The following is a 21,376-nucleotide window of genomic DNA, read 5'->3' as shown; positions in this document are numbered from 1 at the left end:
TCAAGCCTGTCTGTACAGTGGGTCGTCGTTCTCGGGTCCGTCACCGCCGTATTGCCGGGAGAAGGAACGCAGCCGCCAGGGAACTGAGACCACGACGACGTTGGGGACCAGCAGCAGACGGGTGCGCAGCTTCAAGGCTACTTGGTTGTGGAGGATGTGCTCCCACCAGCGTCCCACGATGAACTGGGGAATGTAGACGATGACGAGGTCGCGCGGCGACCGGCGGCGGATCGCGAGCACATGTGCGAGCAGGGGCCGGACGAGCTCACGATAGGGCGAGTCGAGGACCGTCAGCGGCACGGGCAGCTCCATCTCGTTCCACTGGCGCTGCAGACCGATTGCCGAGTCCTCGTCGACGGCGACCGTAATGGCCTCGAGCTGGCTCGAACGCGTCACCCGGGCATAGGCCAGGGCGCGCAGGGTCGGCTTGTTGATCTCGTTGACCACGACGATCGCATGGGTGTTCGACGGGATCGTGCGCGATCCCCCGTCGACTTCCGGGGCGAGTTCGCGTGCGACGCGGGAGTAGTGGCGCTGGATCGCGCCCATCACCAGATAGAGGCCGGCCATCGCGACGACTGCGAGCCAGGCGCCGGCGAGGAACTTGGAGACGATGACGACGAGGAGCACCCCCGAGGCGATGACACATCCGGCACCGTTGACGAGGCGGTTGATGTGCATCCGCACGCGGGCCTTCGAGTCGATGGCCAGGCGCAGGCGCTTGTTCCAGTGCAGGACCATGCCCGCCTGCCCGAGAACGAAGCTCGCGAAGACGCCGACGAGGTAGAGCTGGATCAGCGTCGTCGCCGAGGCTCGTGTCGCTATGACGAGCAGAATTGCGGCGAAGGCCAGGAGCAGGATGCCGTTGGAGAACGTCAGCCGATCGCCCTTGGTCGCCAGCTGGCGAGGCAGGAATCCGTCTCTGGCCAGTCGGGAGGCCAGACCTGGGAACCCTTCGACCGCGGTGTTCGCGGCGACGATGAGCACGAGGGCCGCGACGAGGACGACGAGATAGAACATGACGGGTGCGTTGTCGAAGATCGCATGGGCCAACTGCGCGAGCACGGGCTCCTGCTCGTATTCGGCGCTGACCGCGCTGCCATCGGGCCTGACCAGGTAGAGATGCGGATCGGCGACGTATTTGATCCCGGTCACCGACGCCAGGTAGGTCAGCCCGGTCAGCATCAGCGCTGCCAGCAGTCCCGACAGCAGCAGGGTGTTGCCGGCGTTCTTGCCGCGTGGCTTCTTGAACGCGGGCACCGCGGTGGCCACTGTCTGCACGCCGGCCAATGCCACGGACCCGGAGGAGAAGGCACGCAGGACGATGAGGATCGTCGCCAGGCCCAGGGTGGCCTCGTCGCCGGTGCCGCTGTGGACGACCGTATAGTCGGCCGTCTCCGCCTGCGGAGTGTCACCGGTGCCGACCCGGATCAGCCCCACGCACATGGTGAGGAAGACCGCCCCCAGGAACAGATACGTCGGAACCGCGAGCAGGACAGGAGTGGCGCGCGAGCCCCGCAGGCCCGCGAGCGTGATGAGCAGTATCCCGATGATCGCCACGGGCACGCGGTAGGGAGCCAGGAGCGGAAACGCCGTCGTGATGTAGGCGGCGAAGACCGTCATCGACACTGCCAGGGTGAGCACGTAGTCGACCAGCAGCGCCGCCGCGACGACCAGCCCGGCACGCGGCCCGAGATTCTTCGACGCCACCTCGTAATCGCCGCCGCCGGAGGGGTAGGCCCGGACGTTGATGCGGTAGCAAGCGACGATCACAAGGATGACCGCGCCGACCGCGACCCCGATCCACGGTGCCACTGTCAGCGCCACAAGCGACGTCAGCGACAGTGCCAGCAGGATCTCGTCCGGGGCGTAGGCCACCGACGAAAGCATGTCGGAGGCGAAGACCGGCATTGCGATGCGCTTCTTCAGCGCCGGCGTACGCCTGTCCTCACTGCGGAAGGGCCGTCCAACGAGTAGTCTTTTGACGGCATCAGAAAAACTGCTGGCCACGGGCACCAATGGTAGATCAATGCGGAGAGGAATACCCATGCACTTCGTGATTATGGGCTGCGGCCGAGTTGGAGCCTCCTTGGCCAAAGCGCTCGATGCCAATGGTCACTCCGTCGCCGTCGTCGACCGCGATCCCGATGCCTTCCTCAAATTGGGCAGGGAATTCAGCGGATCCACCATCACCGGCATCGGCTTCGACCGCGAGACCCTCTCCCAGGCGAAGACCGCGGAGGCCTATGCCTTCGCCGCGGTCTCCAGCGGCGACAATTCCAATATCCTGTCCGCGCGTGTCGCACGGGAGACCTTCGGGGTGGTCAACGTCGCGGCCAGGATCTACGACCCCGACCGGGCCCAGGTGTTCGAACGCTTGGGCATCCCGACCGTGCCCACGGTCAGGTGGACGGCCGATCAGGTCATGCGCAAGCTCGTGCCGCAGGGGTCGATCACCGAATTCCGTGAGCCCTCGGGCCGGCTCGTCCTCGCCGAAGTCCACCTCGATCCGGGTTGGGTGGCCAGGCCGATCAAGGAGATCGAGGCTCGGACCAAGGCACGGGTCACCTACGTCACCCGACTGTCCGAGGGCGTCCTCGCCCATGAGGACCTGCTCATCCAGGACGGTGACTTGGTCCATCTGATGTGCCCGGTCGACCGCCTCGGCGAGATCGAGAGGATCCTCGACCAGCCCGTGCGAGCAATGGAGGAAGAATGAGAGTCGTCATCGCCGGGGCCGGATCCGTCGGCCGTTCCGTGGCCAGGGAACTCATCGACAAGAAGCACACGGTGATGCTCATCGACCAGAGCAAGGAAGCACTGGGGCATGAGCGCATCCCGGGGGCGGAGTGGCTGCTCTCCGATGCGTGTGAGCTGGCGGGACTGGGCGAGGCCAGACTCGAGGAAGCCGATGTGGTCGTCGCCGCCACCGGTGACGACAAGACGAATCTCGTCCTGTCCCTGTTGGCCAAGACCGAGTTCGGCGTCCCGCGTACGGTCTCCCGGGTGAACAATCCGAAGAACGAATGGCTCTTCGACGAGAACTGGGGCGTCGACGTCGCCGTCTCGACCCCGCGTCTGATGACCGCTCTGGTCGAGGAAGCCGTCGAGGTCGGCGGTCTCGTCCATCTGATGAGCTTCGAGCGCGGTCAGGCCGGTCTGATGGAGTTCACCGTCCACGAATCCTCGGCGCTTGTCGCCTCGCGCATCGGTGACATCGCCTTCCCGCTCGACACGGTGCTCGTGGCGGTCATCCGCAATTCGCGGGCATTCGCGCCCAGCGCAGACGACGTCATCGAGGCGGCCGACGAACTGTTCTTCCTCTCCTCACCGGATCAGGAGGACGCACTTCTGAGCCTTCTGCAGGCCCCGGCACAAAGAGGCCGAGGAACACAATGAGTCCGAAGCGCTCGCACCGCCGTCGGCGTGTTCACTCCCGGTCGTCGCGGGTCTGGATCAGTTCGTAGACCGGGTTATGAGCCTTCAGCGCTCCGTCGTGGCTGCAGAAGCGACCTTCGAGCACGATCAGCGCACCCGGTCTGATTCCGCTGATCTCGCGGCGGCCGAGGAACTGTGCGTGGACCTCCCCGGTCCCGTCGGCGACGGTGATGTCCAGACGCGGGCTGTCGCCGCTGCGTGACTGCGTGAGGGCGCTGACGACTCCGGCGACCCTCGACATCTGCCGCGGTCGGAGATCCTGGGCGCTGATGACGCCGGGGATCTGTGAAACCAGCCGCAGATCGGCCCGCGCCTCGGCATCCCTCGAACCGAAGTCACGCACGAGGCGCGTGATGAGATCCCGCATGGGGCTCAGCGGACCTCGGTGATCTCTGGTCCGCGTTCGAACGGGTTGAGTTCGTCCTTGCCCTTCTCGTCTGATTCGCCGGTGTCCCCGTCGACCTGAGGAGCCGTGAGCACGATGAGCTCGCGCGGGGCCATGGCCTCCTGGCCTCTGTCGACGACGACGCCGCGGAACAGTGCGCTGAGCTCGGAGCGGATCTCCTCATCGGTGACGGCTTTGCCCGAGAAGACAGCGCGGACGAACCAGCGGGGGCCGTCGACGCCGGCGAAGCGCATTGCACGCTTTCCGGGACGACCGTCCTCCGTCTTGGCGGGGACTTCGACGGCCAGCTCCGTGCCCAGCGAGGTGTGCCGCTCATCCGATTCGCCGCCCTGTGAGGCGACGCTGGACGTCAGCTGATTGCGCACCGTGTTCCACAGGCCTTCCGACCGTGGCGTCGCAAAGGCCTGAAGCTGGATGCCTCCGCCTTCGTGGATGAGGGTCACGGCCAGCACGCGCTGGGAGTCATCGTCCGTATCGAGGCGGACCTGCATGCCGTCGACGACGGGGACCTTGAGCGCGCCGAGGTCGAGTCGGTTGATCTCCGGGTAGTCCTCCGCCGCGTCGAAGGGCCCCTTATCGGCGCGATCGTAGGGTGCGGACTTCTCGAGCAGCGCCTCCTCGGCGAGCTCCTCGGCATCGGCCTCTTCGGTCTCTGCATCGGACTCGTTGTCGGTGTCGGTGTCCGACTCGACGTCGGCGTCCGTTTCTTCGGCTTCGCTCGCCTCGGTGCCGTCGGAGTCCTCATCGGAAGCGAGGTCCTCGGCGGCGAGGTTCCCCTCGGCCGTCACATCGTCATCGGTCTCGTGCGATTCGTCGATGCTGTCATCGGTCTTCGCAGAGGACTTCTTGGAGAATCGCGAGAACAGTCCCATGGTCGTTCACACCTCTTTCTCGGTCAGACCTGCTTCGACTCCACCTGTGGAGCCGAATCCCCCGGCACCGCGATCACTGTCGTCCAGTGATTCGACGAGGGTGAAGTCTGCTTGTTTGATTTCCTGGATCACGAGTTGGGCGATGCGGTCCCCGCGCGAGATCCGAAGCGGGGTGCCCGCATCGAGGTTGACCAGCGGCACCTTGATCTCGCCCCGATAGCCGGCGTCGATCGTTCCCGGAGCGTTGATCACGGTCACACCGTGCCTGCTCGCCAGACCCGAGCGAGGATGGACGAATCCTGCACAACCGACAGGCAGCGCGATCGCGATACCCGTGGGCACGGCCTTCCGCTCGAACGGTTCGAGGACGAAGTCGATGGCCGAGCACAGATCGGCACCCGCATCGGCCGCATGCACGTAGGTCGGAGGAGTCATGCCCGCGTCGAGCAGTCTGAGGTCAATCCTGAGGGTTTCTGTCACAAAGAAGCACTCTAACGCCGAAGCCTGAACGCTTCCAAAAAGTCCGTTATGGGAGAATGAGGACATGGCAACGACTCAACCAGAAACGCGTGTGGTCTTCACGGAGAAGATCGGCCCATCCGTCGGCATGTGGGTCATGATCGCGATCGCTGCGGCTTCGACTGCGCTGATGGTCTTCCCCGTGTGGAAGACCGGGGCCGTGATTCTTCCCGTGGTCAGCTTCGTCCTCCTGGCCTGGTGGCTGCGCTCGCTGTCGATCACGACCATCGTCACCGATCGTCAGCTCTTCGTCGGCGATGCCCATATCGACCGCGGCTACATCACCGGCGCCACCGGATACGACAGCGAGGACGCTCGGACAGCACGCGGAACCGGCCTCGACGCTCGAGCGTTCCTCATGGTCCGCCCGTGGGCCAAATCGGCGGTGCGCATCGACATCCACGATGAGACCGATCCGACCCCCTACTGGCTGGTCTCGAGCAAGCGGCCGATGGAGTTGGCGGCGGCCCTCACATCCTGACACTCCGCCCCTGCACGGTCTCCGTGCCCCCGCCCGACAGTCGGCACCCTGACAACCGACGCCGCGACAGACGGTAACCCGACAACCGACAGCCCGACAGTCGGCACCCTGACAACCGACAGCTCAAGAAGCGGAGAAACAGAAACGCGCCCCGATGAGGGCGCGTTCTTGCATCGTCCGACAGACGTTTCAGCCAGCACAGTCCGTGCAGATGGGAACCCCGCCCTCTTCGCTCGCCAGCTGCGAACGATGCCTCACCAGGAAGCATTCCATGCAAGTGAACTCGTCATTCTGCTTGGGCAGCACGCGAACGGAGAGCTCTTCGTTCGACAGGTCCGCGCCGGGCAGCTCGAACCCTTCCGCTACCGCGGTCTCGTCTTCGTCGATCTTGCTTGCCTGCGCCTGCGAACGTGAAGCCTTCAGCTGTTCAATCGAATCGCTTTTGATTTCATCGTCTTGCTTACGAGGTGCGTCGTAATCCGTTGCCATATGGCTCATCGCTCTCTGTCGGGTGTGCTGAAGAGGATTTTCAACCCCTCTCGCCAAACGTGTCCCCAGCATTGTGCACTGAATGGTTGCTGTTGGCAACATCAGATCGTCCTTGTTAACAGTGATTCTCATCACTGATGAGTCGTCTCATGTCGGTGCACACATACGATTCTCGAAAAGCTCTGCGAGAATACATAAGTCGAATAGCCCCGATAGCACTTTGTCGGTGAATGAAACCGGGATCTCCTCACCCGTGAGGGACGACCCGAGGAAGGACGGATACACGATGAGTGAATTCGCAAATCAACTCGATACCAGGATCGACGATGTCCGTCATCGCATTCATGAAGCCCGGTCAGCCGGAGACGATTACCTCGTCGAGAACCTCATCGACGATCTGCAGAACCTCTTGGAGATCGCCGATCGCAACGATGTCGACACCGGACCGATCGCTGCCGTGATCGAAGCCGAGACCGGGGCGATCCCCGTCATCCCCGAACCGGAAGAGACCTGAGGCACCGATTCCCGCAGAATCGACGATCCCTCCCCTGCATCTACTGCAGGGGAGGGATTTCTGTCGGGGCTCAGCGGCGCGGCGCGCGCGGCGTCGAACTCAGGTCGACCAGCTGGGCTCAGGCCGACCATTTGGGTGAACTCAGGCCGGCCAGTCGGGTTCTGTGGCTCGTTCGATGCGGCCACGACAGCAGTCGATGCTGCAGGCACCGCTCCCCGGAGTCAGCGCGGTCGAGCCGGGGATCGTCGGCGCGTGCGGTCGTTCGCCGCGCAGCTGCGCGATCCGCTCCTCGACGAGGTCGACCAGGCTCGACACGAAGCGGGGGTGCGTCCCGACGGTTGCGACGCGGGTGAAGGCGAGGTCGAGGTCCGCAGCCGTCTCCTTGGCCTCGGTGTCGAGATCGAAGACGACCTCCATGTGGTCGGAGATGAATCCGATGGGCACGAGAATGACACCGGTGACACCGTCGGCGGCGAGCTCGGTCATCCGGTCGTTGACATCGGGCTCGAGCCAGGGGACCTCCGGCGACCCCGACCGGGAGCAGTAGACCAACTCCGCCGGCAGCCTCTCGGATTCGGGCAGCCCGTCCACGAGGTGGCTCATGAGCTCTTCGTGCTGGGCTCGGTATCCGCTGGTGGCCACCGCAGACGCATCCTGCATGACGTTGGGGATCGAGTGGGTGACGAACAGTATCCGATGCCTGTCTGCGTCGAGGCCGCCGACCTGCTCCGTGAAGTCGGTCAGCCCCTCCCGCAGGTGATGGGCGCAGGCCTCGGCATAGCCGGGATGGTTGTAGAACTGCCGGATCTTGTCGATCGTCACGGCTGTCCCCTCGGCAGACAGCGCTTCGACGGTCTCAGCGAAGTCCTCTCGGTACTGTCGGCAGGAGGAGTAGGAGGAATACGCCGAGGTGTCGATCGACAGGAAACGTGTCCGTCCGGCCTGAGCTTCGGCACGCACCTCATCGGTCAGATACGGCTCCCAGTTGCGGTTGCCCCAGATCAGAGGAGCATCGATCTCACGTCGGTCGAGTTCGGCCCGCAGCGCCTGCAGCAGCGCCTTGTTCTGATCGTTGATGGGCGACTTCCCGCCGAACCCGTAGTAGTGCTCACCGACTTCTTCGAGTCGCTCCTCCGGTATTCCGCGACCGGCGGTGACGTTCTTGAGGAAAGGGACGACTTCTTCTTCGGCCTCCGGTCCTCCGAATGACATGAGGACGAGAGTGTCGATGGGGGCAGTGTTAATCACAGTTTCCGATTTTACAGCTTGTAGAGTCACGTTGCCCGCTGTCCGCACAGTGAGTCGGTCCCGCTCATCGCACGAGTCGGCCCCGCTCAGCACAGTGAGCAGATCCCGCTCACCGCGCAGCCCCGTCATTTCGCGACTCGCGCGCGAATCTGCCCCGTCGGGGGCTTCGGACGTGACACGATGCAGAGGAGACGCGATAAAGGAGCTTAAGGCATGCGTGAACTGATCTTGAACGGAGTCGACGCCGACGGCACTCATCTGCTGCTGAACGACGAGAACGGGCTGCAGTATCGATTGGCTCTCGACGAAGCTCTGTACGCGGCTGTCCGCAGGGACCGCACCACGAGTCGGTCCGACACCCCTGTCCGGCCCCGTGACATCCAGGCGATGATCCGCGGCGGGATGAGCGCCGAGGAGGTCATCGCCTCCACGGGTGCCGATATCGAACAGGTCCGCACCTACGAGCGTCCCGCCCTGGCCGAACGCGCACACACGGCCTACAACGCCAGTCAGCACCCGATCTACTCCGACCATGACCCCAATGGGGATCCGACTCCCCTGCTGGAACTGTGCCAGACACGTCTGGCGATGCGCGACGTCGACATCGAAACGATGGAGTGGGACGCGTGGAAGCAGCAGGACGGCAACTGGTACATCCAACTCAGCTTCACCGCCGCCGGTCGGATTCGGACTGCGGGCTGGAACTTCTACCGTCGGTCCCTGACTCCCATCGATGATGAGGCCAAATGGCTGGCCGACTCCGGACCGACCGACACCGGCCCGATCCCCAACTACGGAAGCGGCACCGAACGCCAGAGGAACACCGAGGAGATCGAGGCACCCACGCCTCCACCGACGACGTCCGAGGCCTCCCCCGCCACCCGCGACCACCAGGCGGAGACCGGACGAATCCTGGAGAACCTGCGCAAGCGTCGCCGTCACGACGAGGACGAGGAGCCGCGTGGTCGTCTGCGCGCGGTCACCGAGGACCCGGAGACCCACCCTCAGGGTGCCCACACCGCACCTGGTCGGCCCGAAGATGCCACGGACGACGAGATCTTCGCGTTCGAGCAGCCCTCTCAGGTCGATCCTGACGAACCGCAGGAGCCGACTCAGGAGGTCGACAGATTCGATGATGACAATCAGCTGTCCCTGCTCAATGAGCCGGGTGTCGGCGGAGAATCAGATCAGGGCAAGGACACGGAAGCGAAGCCGAAGACCAAGAAGAGCAGCCGTGCCTCGATCCCCAGCTGGGACGAGATCATGTTCGGCTCGAAGCGAGACTGACTCGGCCGCCCAGTTCGACCACCCGATCATCCTCGGCGATCAGACTGTGATCGTGGGTGACCATCACAACGGTGTGTGAGTCCAGATTCGTCCGGAGATCTCTCATGAGCCTGTATGCCATGTCGTCGTCGAGATGCGCAGTCGGTTCGTCGAGCACGATCACCTCCGCACCGCTGAGCAGGGTTCTGGCCACGGCCAGACGCTGACGCTGACCACCGGACACCTCGGTGCCGTGGTCGCCGACCCAGAGGTCGAGTCCGGCCGGGTTCGCCCATTCGTCGAGTCCCGCACCCCTCAAAGCTGCGTACATCCGCTCATCGGTGGGCGCGTCGGCGCGCGCGATCGCCAGATTTCCTCTCACGGTCGATCGGAAGATGTGCGCCTCCTGCGGGCACCATGCGATCCTTCCCGCGAGGTCCGCCGGGCTCAGTTCCAGCATGTCCGTCCGCGCTCCTGCCTCGTCCTCGGCATGGTATCTGCCCGTCCACGGGTCGAGGAACCGCAGCAGCACGCTCAGCGTCGTCGACTTTCCCGAGCCGCTGTCGCCGACCACGACGGTCCACTGCCCCCTCTGTGCGTGCAGGTCCACGTCCTCGACGACGGGACCGGCATCCCATCCGACCGACATCTGCTCGAGTTCGAGACTCGTCACCGGCCTCTGGCCGAGCGCCTCGTCGCCGGCCGGCTCACCATCGGGATCATGCGATGATGCCGACTGCGGGGATGAGAGGTCGGGCAGTCGGTCGAGGACGACTCCGAGGCTCGGCAACTGACGGAAGGCGCCCAGTGACTGTGAGAAGACGTCGTTGAGCCCCAGTGCCATGAGGACGAGGACAGCCAGGATCTCGGTCGGTGCCGACGAGGTCACTGCGATGAGCATCGCGGTCGCCACCGTCGTCAGCTGCAGCCACAGCTGTGCAGCACCGAAGTTGCGGGAGGAACGACGCGCGGCCGCCTCCAGGTCGCGCTCCTCCCGCTCGAGCGCCATCAGCACCGCCGCCTCGGCGCGGTTCGTCCGCAGGTCCGTTTTGGCGTTCAGGGCGCGGGTGAGAACCGTGAGGATCCGGTTGCGCACGCGACGGATGCGGCCCGCCAGGCGGCTCTGGCTTCTCACGACCATCCCGGAGAGCACAAGGAGGTCGAGCAGGCCGAAGGCCACGAACAACGGCAGAGAGGCAGGGTCGAGCGCCCAGGTGGCGATGAGCACGGCGACGAAGACCAGAGCGGAGGCGACCGGTGGGAAGAGCGTCCTGGGAATCAGATCCCGGACGTCGTCGGCATCGGAGACCATCGTGGCCAATGCGGCATCGGAGGTCAGCAGCTTCCGGTCGCCCATGCCGACGGTCTCGAAGTGCCTCCAGAGTCGGGAGCGCAGCCTGCCCAGGGACGCGAAGATCGCCGAGTGCAGCTTGAGTCGACTGAGGTAGAGCAGCACGGACCGGCTCAGTCCGAAGAACCGCACACCGACGATGGCGACCAAGAGGAGCATGATGGGAGGCTGGTACGAGGCCTCGACGATGAGCCAGGCGGAGACCGCGGTCAGCGCGATCGCCGACAGGCTCGAGGCACACGAGGACAGCAGCGCGATGATCATGTTCGGAGTGAACAGCGGCAGGCTCGATCGCAGCAGCGACCACCGTCGCCGGAGGGTCGACCACCGCTCATGCCGGTTCGGGCGAGGTTCCGCGGCCGCCTGTTCTTCCGCCGTCGCGGTCCCTGCTTCGCGGACCGTCTCGGTGGTCGGTGCCGAGGAGACCGACGTCGCCGAAGAGACCGCTGCTCGGTGCGCCTCTGTCTCCGCATCGCTCGGACTCGAAACGGAATTCTCGGGCGTGATCGTGTGACCTGCCAACTCCCCGACCCGGTTGTCATGGCTGGCCAGGACGACTCGGATACGTGTGGCCGCCTCGGCGATCATGCCGATGATGAACTCCGCATTCTCATCGTCGAGGTGGGCGGTCGGCTCGTCCAGGACGAGTATCTGTGCTTCGCCCTCGATCCGGTGCAGCACGCGTACGAAGGCGAGCCTGCGAAGCTGTCCGGGGCTCAGAGCCGAGGTCGACTGGCGCGGGTCGTCCGGCAGGCCGGCGGCCAGAAGTACCGACTGCCGCTGTGGCACCGGCACACCGTGGACATCGAGTTCGGCCCCGATCGTGTCGGCGAATACTCGCGGTGCCTGCGAAACGAATGCGACCCGTCGCGGCCTCAGAGTCGTCCGGGTCCGGGCGGGGAGGGTCCCGGCCAGAGCTGCGAGAATCGTGGATTTTCCTGCGCCCGAGGCACCACGGACGGCGGTGACGCCGGGACCGGTCGGAATGTCGTCCGTCCACGCGATCGTCGTTCCGTTCGGGTAGATGACGCAGTGGGAACCGTCGACCCGCCCGTCCGGCTCGCGTTCGTGCCCGGCCGTGCTGTCGGTGCTCGAGATCAGCGCATGTGCGCGCTCCTGCGCGTCACGCCCGTCTTCGCTGGCGTGGTAGCCGGAACCGAGTTCGCGCAGCGGGATGAAGCACTCCGGAGCCAACAGCAGGACGAAGAGTCCGTCGCCGAGGTCCATGCTGCCCGAGACGAGACGGAGGCCGATGACGACGGCGACCAGAGCGACGGAGATGGTGGCGATGAGTTCGAGGGCGAGGCTGGAGAGGAAAGCGATGCGCAGTGTCGCGAGGTTGGCGGAGTGATATCTCTCGCCGAGGGCCCGCAGCGTCCGCGCGTGGTCCCTCGAACGGCCGAGGCCGATGAGCACGGGCAGCCCCTCGGCCAGCTCGGCCAGATGGTTCGACATCCGCTCGAGAGCCGTGTTGCTTGCCGCCGTCGAATCCTCGGTGAAGCGACCGATGAGGATCATGAATACCGGCACCAATGGCAGACACAGTGCGATGATGACCGCGGAGAGGACATCGGTGAACACGATCCGGACGAGCAGAGTCAGCGGCACTACGGCCGCCGCGCTCAGTGCCGGCACCACCGTCGTGAAGTAGTCGTCGAGGTCATCGATGCCTCGGGTGACGGTGACCGCAGTGTTCATCCGCGGCTGCCCGCGCCCTGTCAGCAGTGACCGCACAATCGAGGACCTCAGCCGCTGTTTGTTCGCGGCCGCCAGGGAGGTGCCCAGGCTGTGATCGATCCACAGACTCGACCCACGCAGCGCCGCCCCGAGTAGGCCCAGCACCGCCCAGACGGCGAGGGGGCTCACGTCGACGATCGCGCGCACGAGCGACTCGGCGATGAGCACGATACCCACCGCTCGGGCCAGAGCGCTGAAGATCGAGAGGCCGAAGCCACGTCGGCCTTCCGGCAGGTCGAGCAGGATTCGCAGCGGTGATCTCATGATCTGATCGCCACCGGCACCCTGTGGGCTTCGGGGATGTGTGTTTCGGCGATCCGGCCGAGGAACATCCGGTAGCTGAAGATCTGGTAGCCGATGATGATCGGCAGGCAGATCACCGTCGCGACCAGCATCACGGTCAGCGTGTAATCCGATGACGACGCCGAGGCGATGGTCAGTGAATCGGCCGGATCCAGCGTGGACGGCAGCACATTCGGGTAGGCGCCGGCGAACACGGCGAAGATTCCCGATCCGAGGTAGATTCCGTGCAGTGCGAAAGCGGTCTTCTCCGCTCCGGCACGCACCGCGAAGAAAGTCGCCGCCAGAGCGATCAGGGCCGCTGCGACGACGGCCGTGAGCCACGTGGCCTTCGTGATCGAGAGCGAGAACCAGACGAGGAAGCCGACCGATCCCGGCAGCATCAGACGCATCGCCCACCGCCGGGCCTTCTCCCGCACGTGCTCCTGGGTCTTGAGCCCGAGGAAGATCAGGCCGTGGACGAGGGCGAAGCCGATTCCGCCCAGACCGCCGAAGACGGCTGGCCAACCGAACCAGGCGAAGGCCCCGCCGACGATGTCACCGTGCTCATTGAGCGGCAGCCCGCTGGAGGTGATGGCCAGCAGGGCTCCGACGAAGAACGCGGTCCCGGCCGAGCCCAGCGCCATCGCCCAGGTCCAGAAGGACTTCCATGCCCGGGAGTGGCCCTTGCCGCGGTACTCGATGGCGACGGCGCGGAAGATCAGCGCCAGCAGACACAGGGTCAGGGGTATGTAGAGGGCGCTGAACAGCGAGGCGTACCAGTGCGGAAAGGCCGCGAAGGTTGCGCCGGCCGCGGTGATCAGCCACACCTCGTTGCCATCCCATGTCGGTCCGATCGTGTTGAGCAGCACGCGCTTCTGCCGCTCGGTTCGACTCAGCACCGGCATGAGCATCCCGACTCCGAGGTCGAATCCGTCGAGGAACAGGTAACCCGTCCACAGCACGATGATGAGGACGAACCAGATCGTGGCGAGCATTTCCATCGTTTCTTCTCCTCAGTACGCGAACGACAGGACGTCGTCTTCGTCGTTCGTGATCCGCGGGGTGTGGTTGGTCTTCGCGAGCTCCGGCATCGCCGAGGCGACCCCTCCCCTGATGTAGACGATGAGCAGGCGGAGTTCGACGACCATGAGAATGCCGTAGACGAGGCTGAGGCTGATCAGCGAGAACAGCAGCATCCCGGGAGTCAGCTCGGGTGACAGCGCGGCTTGGGTGAACATGTACACCCCGTCGAGTTGGGCGGGATTGGGCGCGACCACGAACGGCTGGCGTCCCATCTCCGTGAAGATCCAGCCCGCGGAGTTCGCGAGGAACGGGGCGGTGATCGCCAGCAGCGCACCGCGCTTCAGCCAGGGCGAGGCGGGAACAGTGCCCTTCCGGGTCAGCCACAGGCTCAGGGCGCTGACACCGGCCGCGATCATGCCGAATCCGATCATCAGCCTGAATCCCCAGTAGGTGACGATCATGATGGGCTGGTAGTCGATCTTCTCGCCCGAGTGCTGTCCGTAGCGTTCGTCTTCGGGCAGATGGGTGCCGTACTTCTCCTGATAGTCGGGCAGCAGGGTCGTGACTCCGTGGACCGGGGTGTCGAAGTCCCCCTTGGCGAGGAAGGACAGCAGCCCGGGAATCTCGAACACGTTCTCCACCCCGTCGCAGTCGTTCGACGCGGGATCACCGATCGTGAGCACCGAGAACTCGGTGCCGTCGTGGCAGGCAGCCTCGGCGGAGGCCATCTTCATCGGCTGCTGTTCGAACATAAGCTTCGACTGGATGTCGCCGGTGATCGCCACTCCGACGAAGGCGACGATGCCCACGATCGCGCCGATGCGCAGAGACCGAATCCAGACCTGGTGATCCAACGCGTCACGGCCGGGCACATCCGCAGCTGCGCCGACGACGACCTTCCCGTCAGCTCCGATCGTGTCGATGCCGTCCTTTCGCCGACGGTACAGGTGATACCAGGAGATGCCGATCAGGAAGCTGCCGCCCACGGCCAGGGCTCCGCACAGCGCGTGGCTGTAGGCGGCAAGCGCCGTGTTGTTCGTCATCACGGCCCAGACATCGGTCATCACCGGCCTTCCGTCGACCATCTCCACACCGACCGGGTGCTGCATCCAGGAGTTGGCGACGATGATGAAGTAGGCGGAGATCCACGAGCCGATAACGGCGCACCAGAGGCTGCCCAGATGGACCGCACGCGGCAGTCGACCCCAGCCGAATATCCAGAGACCGAGGAACGTGGATTCGAGGAAGAACGCCAGCAGCGCCTCCAGTGCCAGCGGTGCGCCGAACACATCCCCGACGAAGCGCGAGTACTCGCTCCAGGCCATGCCGAACTGGAACTCCTGGACCAGACCGGTCGCAACTCCCATGATGAAGTTGATGAGGAAGAGCTTCCCGAAGAACTTGGTGCTGCGCAGGTACATCTCGTTGCCCGTGCGGTGGTACATGGTCTGCAGGATCGCGACGAGCATGCCGAGGCCGAGAGTCAGCGGGACCATCCAGAAGTGGTAGACGGTGGTGATGCCGAACTGCCAACGTCCGATGAGGACCGGATCCAGGTCCATGGGTACTCCGTTCATGGAAGACCGAATTTCTACTACACGTAGAATTCTACAGTGCGTAGAAGGTAGTTCCGCAAGCTCTCGCCATTCGAGATCCCACGTATCAGAGCACTTCGCGTCGCCCGACAGGTCCGCTCACAGGGCACCGCGGTCGATCTCACATGGAATTCGACAGCTTGTAGAGTTAGACTGAGGCGTAGACAGAACCATCACCTCGAAGGACAAGGACACCGTGGGAACACTCGGCGAACTCGAACGCAGCGTCATGGACGCCATCTGGGTACATGACGACGGCTTGAGTGCGGCCGAACTCCGCGACGCCCTGGCCTCACGCGATCTGGCGCTGACCACCGTCCACACCGTCCTGACTCGGTTGGAGAAGAAGGGGTTCGTCACGCGTGACCGCAGCATCCGCCCGCACCGCTACCTCGCGGTCTCAACGCGCGAAGACCATGTGGCAGAGCTGATGACCGAAGTTCTGTCTCAGGCCCCTGATCGCCAGGCGGTCCTCGCCCGCTTCCTCGGCACCGTTTCGGAAGCCGACACGAAGGCTCTGCGCAACATTCTCGGACGCAATCACTCAGCCAATTCCTGACGCAGGTCGTACACGAGCATGAGCATCGTGGGATCCGCCCTCGCAGTACTGGCTGTTCTCCTGGCATGGCCGGTTCCGGCCGCGCTCTCGCGTTTTCGCGGGGATCCCATCTCGAAGGTCGTGCTGTGGCAGGCGGTCGGACTCTCCGGCGGACTCTCCCTGATCGGAACGGCTCTGGCTTTCGCCGTGGCACCGGCCTCACACAGCCTGCCCGAAGGTCTCTGGCAGCTCGTCAGAGGGCATTCACATGCACAGCTCTCCGTCGTCGCCTGGATCTTCCTCATCATCGCCGTGCTGCTCATCGGGCGACTGCTCGGGTGTCTGGCACTGACCTTCTATTCGGCGCGCAGAACCCGCATCCGCCATGATGAGATCCTGCATCTGCTCAGCGAACCCTCCGCCACCTACCCGGATACTCGGATCATCGCCTCTGACGAGGCGGTGGCCTACTGCCTGCCGCAGGGTCCACGCAAGGGCACCGCGGTGGTCTCCACGGGTCTGCTCGAGGTCCTCAGTGACGAGGAGCGCGCGGCTGTGATCGCCCATGAGAGGGCGCACCTCGACTTTCGCCACGATGTCCTCGTCATCCCCTTCGCCGCGTGGCACCGTGCTCTGCCGTTCTTCTCCGCGACGGCGATCGGCCTCAACTCGGTCAACGGGCTGATCGAGCTCATGGCCGATGATCAGGCGCGCGAACGTGTCGACCCCGAGATCCTGGCGAGGGCGGTGCGCAGCGCGGCCGATATCAGCCCGGACCATCGAAGCGAACTCTCCGCCCAGCGGGTCGAGCGGCTCTCGCGCCCGATCGACCCGACGCGGATACCCGTCAGGGTGATGTCGGTGCTCATCGCCGTCGGGCTGCTGTTCGTGCCCAGCCTGCTGCTGTTCGCCCCCGTGACCTCGGGGCTCTGAGAACGACCGACTGACAGCGGTGCGCTCAGCTGACAGCGGTGCGCTCGGCTGACCGCGGTACCGTCAGCCGACCGCTGTGCCCTCAGCTGTCGATGCGTTCGGCGTCAAGGGCCGCCGCTCCCGAGACGATGAATTCCTTCCTCGGCCCGACGGAGGCACCCATGAGAAGTTCGAACGTGGTCTCGGCCGCCTCGGCGTCGGCCATCGTGACACGACGCAGGGTGCGCATGCTCGGATCCATCGTCGTCTCGGCCAACTGGTCTGCGTCCATCTCCCCGAGACCCTTGTAGCGCTGGATGGGCTCCTTGTACGTCTTTTTCGACTTCTCGAGCTTCTTCAGCAGTGCATGCAGCTCCGCCTCGGTGTAGGTGTAGACGATGTCGTTGGGCGTCCCCCGTTTCGTGACCACTTCCACCCGGTGCAGCGGAGGCACAGCGGCGAACACCCGCCCCTGTTCGACCATGGGCTTCATATAGCGGAAGAACAGAGTCAGCAGCAGCGTGCGAATGTGAGCACCGTCGACGTCGGCATCGGTCATGATCACGACACGACCGTAGCGGGCCGTGTCGATGTCGAAGCTGCGGCCGGAACCGGCCCCGATGACCTGGATCAGGGCGGCGCACTCGACATTGGCCAGCATGTCGGACAGGGTGGCCTTCTGCACGTTGAGGATCTTGCCGCGAATGGGGAACAGGGCCTGATGGTCGGAGTTGCGCGCGGCCTTCGCCGTGCCCATCGCCGAATCGCCCTCGACGATGAACAGCTCCGTGTCCTCGACGCCGTTGTCACGGCAGTCGTAGAGTTTGGCCGGCAGGGACGATGCCTCGAGCGCCGTTTTGCGCCGCTGGTTCTCCTTGTGAGTGCGAGCGGAGATGCGCGACTTCACCTCCGCGACGACCTTCTCCATGAGCACTGCGGCCTGCTGCTTCTCCGCGCGCTTGGTCGAGGACAGGATGGCACCCAGCTGCTTCTCGACGGTCTTCGCCACGATCTGCTTGACGGCGGCGGTGCCCAGGACCTCTTTGGTCTGCCCCTCGAACTGCGGTTCGGCCAGCTGAACGGTGACCACAGCGGTCAGGCCCGCCAGGACGTCGTCCTTCTCCAGTTTGTCCTTGCCCAGTTTGAGCTTGCGCGCGTTGGCCTCGACCGCCTTGCGCATTGCCTTCAGGCTCGCCTGCTCGAATCCGGCCAGATGGGTGCCGCCCTGGGGAGTCGACACGACGTTGACGAAGGACTTGACCTTCGTGTCGTATCCGGTCCCCCACCGCAGGGCGATGTCGACGCCGACCTCACGTTCGACCTCCTTCGAGACCAGATGTCCGGAGGAGTCGAGCACCGGGACAGTCTCGCTGAACTGACCGGTGTTCTGCAGACGCCAGGTATCGGTGATGGGCGGATCGATCGACAGATGATCGACGAACTCGGTGATCCCTCCGTCGAAGCGGAAGACCTCGACGCGTTCGGCGATGACCTCACCGGTCTCGTCACGGGCGACTCCCCGACGGTCCTCGATGCGCAGCTCAAGTCCGGGGACGAGGAACGCAGTCTGACGGGCGCGCTCGACGAGGTGCTGGTAGTCGAATTCGGCCTTGGACAGGAAGATCTCCGGATCGGCCCAGTACTGGACCCGGGTGCCCGTGACTCCCCTCTTCGCCTTGCGGACGATGTCGAGACCGGTGGGTTCGCGGAACTCTTCGAACGGATGCTCGGGACTGGGCGGGCCGGAGGAATCGTCGAACCGCCCGGGAACACCTCGGCGGAAGGACATCTTGTGGACCTTCGACCCGCGTGTGACCTCGACGTCGAGCCGGGCCGAGAGCGCATTGACGACCGAAGCGCCGACTCCGTGCAGGCCGCCGGATGCGGCATAGGAGCTGCCACCGAACTTACCGCCCGCATGGAGCTTGGTCAGGACGACTTCGACGCCGGTCAGGCCGGTCTTGGGTTCGATGTCCACAGGGATCCCGCGGCCGCTGTCCGAGACCGCCACCGAGCCATCGGGTTCGAGCTCGATGCGGATCGATGCGCCGAAGCCGCCCAGGGCCTCGTCGACGGCATTGTCGATGATCTCCCACAGGCAGTGCATCAGCCCTCGGGAATCAGTGGTCCCGATGTACATCCCCGGCCGCTTGCGAACCGCTTCCAGGCCCGACAGCACGGACAGGTGCCTGGCACCGTAGCTTTCCTCTTCCACACGTTTCCTCTCGTTCGATTAAATTCTAATCGCTGTACCGCTCCCGGCTCAGCCTTTGCGGGCCGTGTCTCCCTGCGAATCGCCCGAGACCCCGCTCGCGGGCCGTTGCTGGAACAATGACACCATGTCTACCAGTCGTCGCACCCTGATTCCTTTCCTCTGCACTTTCCTCACACTGCAGGGACTCGTCGGCTGCGGGTCGAATCCGCCGAGCCCCGAGTCGTCCTCGCCCTCACCGGTGGTGCCGGAGGGAGCCTCCGAATCCCAGAGCTCGGGCCAGAGCGCTGAGAAGGAGACTTCGACGAAGACTGAGAAGACCAGTCACGCGGGCGTCGACCTCAGCGGACGCACGATCGCCATCGACCCCGGCCACAACGGCGGCAATGCCTCACACCCCGATGAGATCGCCCGGCAGGTCCCCGATGGGCGAGGCGGAACCAAACAGTGCAACACCACTGGGACCGCGACCGATTCCGGCTTTCCCGAAACGGATTTCACCTGGGCCGTCGGGCAGATGCTGGAGGCCGAACTCGAAGACGCCGGCGCCGAGGTGGTCATGAGCCGCGAGGACAACGACGGCGTGGGCCCCTGTGTGGACGAACGCGGCACGTTCGCCGATGACGCCGACCTCATGGTCAGCATCCACGCCAATGGCAGCGAATCGACGCAGTCCAAGGGATTCCACGTCATCGTCGCCGACCCGGGCACCTCCGATGAGGCAGAGGACGGATCGAACAGGCTGGCTAAGGCGATGAGCAAAGCGATGGCCGATCCCTTCACTCCGAACCGGGCTTACGGGAAGAACGCGATCAGCCGTCGGCCCGATCTGGGCGGACTCAACAATGCCTCGGTGCCCGCCGTCATCGTCGAGTGCGGCGAGATGCGCAATCCCAGTGAGGCCACGATGATGGAGTCCGAAGCCGGTCAGAGGAAATACGCCGACGCCCTGATGCGCGGAGTCGTGGAGTGGTACTGAGGTTCGCCGACGGTCCGGAACGGATGGGATCCGGCCACTGACGAGCCATCGCCTGTGGTCGCGGGGTTCCGCGTCCACAGGCGATCACCGCAGCGCAGGCTCAGTGCCGGGCGGGCGTCAGGAGATTCGGAACTCAGTCAAGGTAGTCGCGCAGCACCTGTGACCGTGAGGGGTGCCGCAACTTCGCCATTGTCTTGGACTCTATCTGACGTATCCGCTCACGTGTCACACCGTAGACCTTGCCGATCTCGTCGAGGGTCTTCGGCTGTCCGTCGTTGAGGCCGAAGCGCATCGACACGACACCGGCTTCGCGCTCTGACAGGGTGTCGAGGACCGAATGCAGCTGCTCCTGCAGCAGTGTGAAGCTGACAGAGTCGGACGGCACGACAGCTTCGGAGTCCTCGATGAGGTCGCCGAACTCCGAGTCACCGTCTTCGCCGAGCGGGGTGTGCAGTGAGATCGGCTCGCGGCCGTACTTCTGAACCTCGACGACGCGCTCCGGCGTCATGTCGAGTTCCTTGGCGAGCTCTTCGGGGCTCGGCTCGCGGCCGAGGTCCTGCAGCATCTGGCGCTGGACCCGTGCAAGCTTGTTGATGACCTCGACCATGTGCACCGGAATTCGGATGGTGCGGGCCTGGTCCGCCATGGCGCGAGTGATGGCCTGACGGATCCACCACGTCGCGTAGGTCGAGAACTTGAAGCCCTTCGTGTAGTCGAACTTCTCGACCGCACGGATGAGACCCAGGTTGCCCTCCTGGATGAGGTCGAGGAAGAGCATTCCTCGGCCGGTGTAGCGCTTGGCCAGCGAGACGACGAGTCGGAGGTTCGCCTCGAGCAGGTGGTTCTTCGCGATCCGTCCATCGTGGACGATCCACTTGTAGTCCATCGACTCACGGGGTTCGGGGATCTCGCCCTCGTTGAGCAGATGCTCGGCGTACATTCCCGCCTCGATGCGCTTGGCCAGATCGACTTCTTCGGCCGCATTGAGCAGTGCGACCTTGCCGATCTGCTTGAGGTAGTCCTTGACCGGGTCCGCGGTGGCACCTGCGGAGATGACCTGCTGCGCAGGTGCGTCCTCCTCATCGGTGTCGGAGACGATGAAGCCACCCGCCTCCGTGACGGCGGCGTTCTTCTCCTTCTCTTCGGAGTTCTTCGTCTCGGTCGCCTCGGCGGGACTCTGCTCGGTGGCAAGTGCGTCCGCTGCCGGTTCGACGACTTCGCTCGTCTCGAGCACGTCGTCGGTCTTCTTCGTCTCGGTGGCCTTAGCCGTCGTCTTCTTCGACGCGGCCTCCTTCGCCACCTTTGCCGCCGTGGACTTCGTCGTGGCAGACTTGTCGGCCGTCGTCTTCTTGGCCGCAGTGGTCTTCTTGGCTCCCTTCGAGGCCGCAGCGGTCTTGGACCCACCGGTGGAGGTCTTGGCGGCCGTCCCCTCCGACTTCTCCGTCACCGTCGTGGATTCCTTGTCGACTCTCGGCACGTGTTCACCTTTCGCGAGCGTTGAAACTTCTCGAATG

20 protein-coding genes are annotated in these 21,376 nt (G+C 64.7%); 8 read left to right on the top strand and 12 right to left on the bottom strand.

All coding sequences use genetic code 11. The features are described 5' to 3' along the window. The gene (locus tag BKA07_RS11090) at window positions 1–1,911 is read right to left on the bottom strand and encodes an APC family permease (protein ID WP_167953135.1); all 1,911 of its coding nucleotides are present in this window, start codon (window positions 1,909–1,911) and stop codon (window positions 1–3) included. Window positions 1,912–2,047: 136 nt separating this feature from the next. Between BKA07_RS11090 and BKA07_RS11085 the strand changes: the two genes are divergently transcribed. Both BKA07_RS11085 and BKA07_RS11080 read left to right on the top strand, forming a co-directional pair. After that, a complete protein-coding gene (locus BKA07_RS11085; protein WP_167950952.1) occupies window positions 2,048–2,719 on the top strand; it encodes a potassium channel family protein in 672 nt (223 codons plus the stop codon). Next, on the top strand, window positions 2,716–3,399 hold the full coding sequence (locus BKA07_RS11080; RefSeq protein ID WP_167950951.1) for a potassium channel family protein: 684 nt from the start codon (window positions 2,716–2,718) through the stop codon (window positions 3,397–3,399). Before BKA07_RS11085 ends, BKA07_RS11080 begins: the two co-directional genes overlap by 4 nt. Before the next feature lie 31 nt (window positions 3,400–3,430). Here BKA07_RS11080 and BKA07_RS11075 read toward each other — a convergent pair whose 3' ends face one another. Genes BKA07_RS11075 through dut form a run of 3 tightly spaced genes read right to left on the bottom strand, consistent with a single transcriptional unit; the run spans window position 3,431 to window position 5,196 of the window. After that, window positions 3,431–3,805, bottom strand: coding sequence for an OB-fold nucleic acid binding domain-containing protein (locus BKA07_RS11075; RefSeq protein ID WP_167950950.1), 375 nt, complete (start codon window positions 3,803–3,805; stop codon window positions 3,431–3,433). A gap of 5 nt (window positions 3,806–3,810) precedes the next feature. After that, window positions 3,811–4,716, bottom strand: coding sequence for a DUF3710 domain-containing protein (locus BKA07_RS11070; RefSeq protein ID WP_167950949.1), 906 nt, complete (start codon window positions 4,714–4,716; stop codon window positions 3,811–3,813). A 6-nt stretch (window positions 4,717–4,722) separates the two neighbouring features. Beyond that, the gene (gene dut, locus BKA07_RS11065; RefSeq protein ID WP_342449036.1) at window positions 4,723–5,196 is read right to left on the bottom strand and encodes a dUTP diphosphatase; all 474 of its coding nucleotides are present in this window, start codon (window positions 5,194–5,196) and stop codon (window positions 4,723–4,725) included. Window positions 5,197–5,260: 64 nt separating this feature from the next. Between dut and BKA07_RS11060 the strand changes: the two genes are divergently transcribed. Next, entirely contained in the window at window positions 5,261–5,716 is a 456-nt protein-coding gene (locus tag BKA07_RS11060; RefSeq protein WP_167950947.1) for a DUF3093 domain-containing protein, read from the top strand. Here BKA07_RS11060 and BKA07_RS19955 read toward each other — a convergent pair. Then, window positions 5,706–5,984 carry a pentapeptide repeat-containing protein gene (locus BKA07_RS19955; RefSeq protein ID WP_425339331.1) on the bottom strand — a complete coding sequence of 93 codons (279 nt, stop codon included), beginning with the start codon at window positions 5,982–5,984 and terminating at the stop codon, window positions 5,706–5,708. The genes BKA07_RS11060 and BKA07_RS19955 overlap by 11 nt on opposite strands. Then, window positions 5,906–6,205, bottom strand: coding sequence for a DUF4193 domain-containing protein (locus BKA07_RS11050; protein WP_092107696.1), 300 nt, complete (start codon window positions 6,203–6,205; stop codon window positions 5,906–5,908). The genes BKA07_RS19955 and BKA07_RS11050 overlap by 79 nt, the downstream gene beginning before the upstream one ends. 286 nt (window positions 6,206–6,491) lie before the next feature. Here BKA07_RS11050 and BKA07_RS11045 point away from each other — a divergent pair, with 286 nt between their 5' ends. Beyond that, on the top strand, window positions 6,492–6,719 hold the full coding sequence (locus BKA07_RS11045; RefSeq protein WP_167950945.1) for a hypothetical protein: 228 nt from the start codon (window positions 6,492–6,494) through the stop codon (window positions 6,717–6,719). Window positions 6,720–6,860: 141 nt separating this feature from the next. Here BKA07_RS11045 and BKA07_RS11040 read toward each other — a convergent pair whose 3' ends face one another. Further along, entirely contained in the window at window positions 6,861–7,967 is a 1,107-nt protein-coding gene (locus tag BKA07_RS11040; RefSeq protein WP_167950944.1) for a ferrochelatase, read from the bottom strand. A gap of 213 nt (window positions 7,968–8,180) precedes the next feature. Here BKA07_RS11040 and sepH point away from each other — a divergent pair, with 213 nt between their 5' ends. Beyond that, the gene (sepH, locus tag BKA07_RS11035) at window positions 8,181–9,254 is read left to right on the top strand and encodes a septation protein SepH (protein WP_167950943.1); all 1,074 of its coding nucleotides are present in this window, start codon (window positions 8,181–8,183) and stop codon (window positions 9,252–9,254) included. On the opposite strand, the gene cydC is transcribed toward sepH, so the two are convergent. From cydC to BKA07_RS11020, 3 genes are read right to left on the bottom strand one after another with little or no spacing between them, the layout of a single operon-like run. Continuing rightward, on the bottom strand, window positions 9,229–12,585 hold the full coding sequence (gene cydC / locus BKA07_RS11030) for a thiol reductant ABC exporter subunit CydC (RefSeq protein WP_167950942.1): 3,357 nt from the start codon (window positions 12,583–12,585) through the stop codon (window positions 9,229–9,231). The two genes, sepH and cydC, sit on opposite strands and share 26 nt — an antisense overlap. Beyond that, window positions 12,582–13,604, bottom strand: a complete 1,023-nt coding sequence (gene cydB / locus BKA07_RS11025; RefSeq protein ID WP_167950941.1) for a cytochrome d ubiquinol oxidase subunit II — start codon at window positions 13,602–13,604, stop codon at window positions 12,582–12,584. Before cydB ends, cydC begins: the two co-directional genes overlap by 4 nt. 12 nt (window positions 13,605–13,616) lie before the next feature. After that, window positions 13,617–15,182, bottom strand: a complete 1,566-nt coding sequence (locus BKA07_RS11020) for a cytochrome ubiquinol oxidase subunit I (RefSeq protein ID WP_167953133.1) — start codon at window positions 15,180–15,182, stop codon at window positions 13,617–13,619. Between the two features lie 235 nt (window positions 15,183–15,417). Here BKA07_RS11020 and BKA07_RS11015 point away from each other — a divergent pair, with 235 nt between their 5' ends. Further along, complete coding sequence (locus BKA07_RS11015) at window positions 15,418–15,780, top strand: BlaI/MecI/CopY family transcriptional regulator (RefSeq protein ID WP_167950940.1); 363 nt, start codon at window positions 15,418–15,420, stop codon at window positions 15,778–15,780. Between the two features lie 18 nt (window positions 15,781–15,798). Further along, window positions 15,799–16,692, top strand: a complete 894-nt coding sequence (locus BKA07_RS11010) for a M56 family metallopeptidase (protein ID WP_167950939.1) — start codon at window positions 15,799–15,801, stop codon at window positions 16,690–16,692. Between the two features lie 82 nt (window positions 16,693–16,774). Here the strand turns inward: BKA07_RS11010 and BKA07_RS11005 are convergent, their stop codons facing one another. Continuing rightward, the gene (locus BKA07_RS11005; protein ID WP_167950938.1) at window positions 16,775–18,886 is read right to left on the bottom strand and encodes a DNA gyrase subunit B; all 2,112 of its coding nucleotides are present in this window, start codon (window positions 18,884–18,886) and stop codon (window positions 16,775–16,777) included. Window positions 18,887–19,010: 124 nt separating this feature from the next. On the opposite strand from BKA07_RS11005, the gene BKA07_RS11000 reads away from it, so the two are divergent. Beyond that, window positions 19,011–19,862, top strand: a complete 852-nt coding sequence (locus BKA07_RS11000) for an N-acetylmuramoyl-L-alanine amidase (RefSeq protein ID WP_167950937.1) — start codon at window positions 19,011–19,013, stop codon at window positions 19,860–19,862. A 133-nt stretch (window positions 19,863–19,995) separates the two neighbouring features. Here the strand turns inward: BKA07_RS11000 and BKA07_RS10995 are convergent, their stop codons facing one another. Further along, window positions 19,996–21,375 (bottom strand): RNA polymerase sigma factor, encoded by a 1,380-nt coding sequence (locus BKA07_RS10995; protein WP_425339354.1) that lies wholly within the window; start codon window positions 21,373–21,375, stop codon window positions 19,996–19,998. Window position 21,376 lies beyond the last annotated feature (1 nt).

Source organism: Brevibacterium marinum, from assembly GCF_011927955.1.
Classification (GTDB): domain Bacteria; phylum Actinomycetota; class Actinomycetes; order Actinomycetales; family Brevibacteriaceae; genus Brevibacterium; species Brevibacterium marinum.
The sequence above is the reverse complement of the archived record's forward strand: the minus strand, read 5'-3'. Positions and strand labels throughout refer to the sequence as shown.